At 40.0% G+C, this 608-nt stretch carries 2 protein-coding genes; both read right to left on the reverse strand.

The window, feature by feature from the left end:
• Positions 1 to 114 (reverse strand): hypothetical protein (locus GBI66_RS19790; protein WP_228267313.1); only part of this gene is annotated, 114 nt, incomplete at its 3' end.
• A 12-nt stretch (positions 115 to 126) separates the two neighbouring features.
• Positions 127 to 561 carry a CopG family ribbon-helix-helix protein gene (locus GBI66_RS19135; RefSeq protein ID WP_151717180.1) on the reverse strand — a complete coding sequence of 145 codons (435 nt, stop codon included), beginning with the start codon at positions 559 to 561 and terminating at the stop codon, positions 127 to 129.
• Positions 562 to 608 lie beyond the last annotated feature (47 nt).

Genomic DNA, 608 nt, shown 5'->3' on the forward strand with positions numbered 1-608 from the left:
TGCATTGTCATCATTTTTAATTTCTGCAATATAGCCAATCAAATCTTTAAGATGGATTTGCCCATTTTGATATGCTGTTTTCCAGTCTTGAATTGTCCATAAATTTTTCAACACGCTACTCCTCATTTAGTCATTTTGCTGTATTGGCGGCCTGACGGCATCCATCAGTTCTAAATGCCCTTTGATTACCCCTTTCAGCACAATAAATTGCTGGCTAATTTGTCTGAGCTCAGAACTCGCGCCCTGCATTAACCTGACTTGCAATATCTTTTGTTGGTCGAGCTGGATATGAAGTGAGCTAATCACCTGTGCTAAAAACTGTTGCTGTAAATCGATCAATTGATTACGCAAGGTCATTTGGCTTGCGTCATAAAGCAGCGTTAAGGTGCCCACCATGACTTCATTGGCCTGTGCTTGCTCTGCAATTAAGTGTTTATTAATCATGTCGACAATAGCTTTCGAGCGACTTTCATAGTTCTGCTCGACAATTTTTTGATCGAGTGCATTAAGTGTCGTTTCAGGTACGGTAATACTGATCCGAGCCAACTTTTGTTTTGCCACAGTCTTATCCTTTTGTTTTAGGCAGCTGATTGTTTTGCTTGATATAT

This window comes from Acinetobacter sp. TUM15071, from assembly GCF_008980925.1.
Classification (GTDB): domain Bacteria; phylum Pseudomonadota; class Gammaproteobacteria; order Pseudomonadales; family Moraxellaceae; genus Acinetobacter; species Acinetobacter dispersus.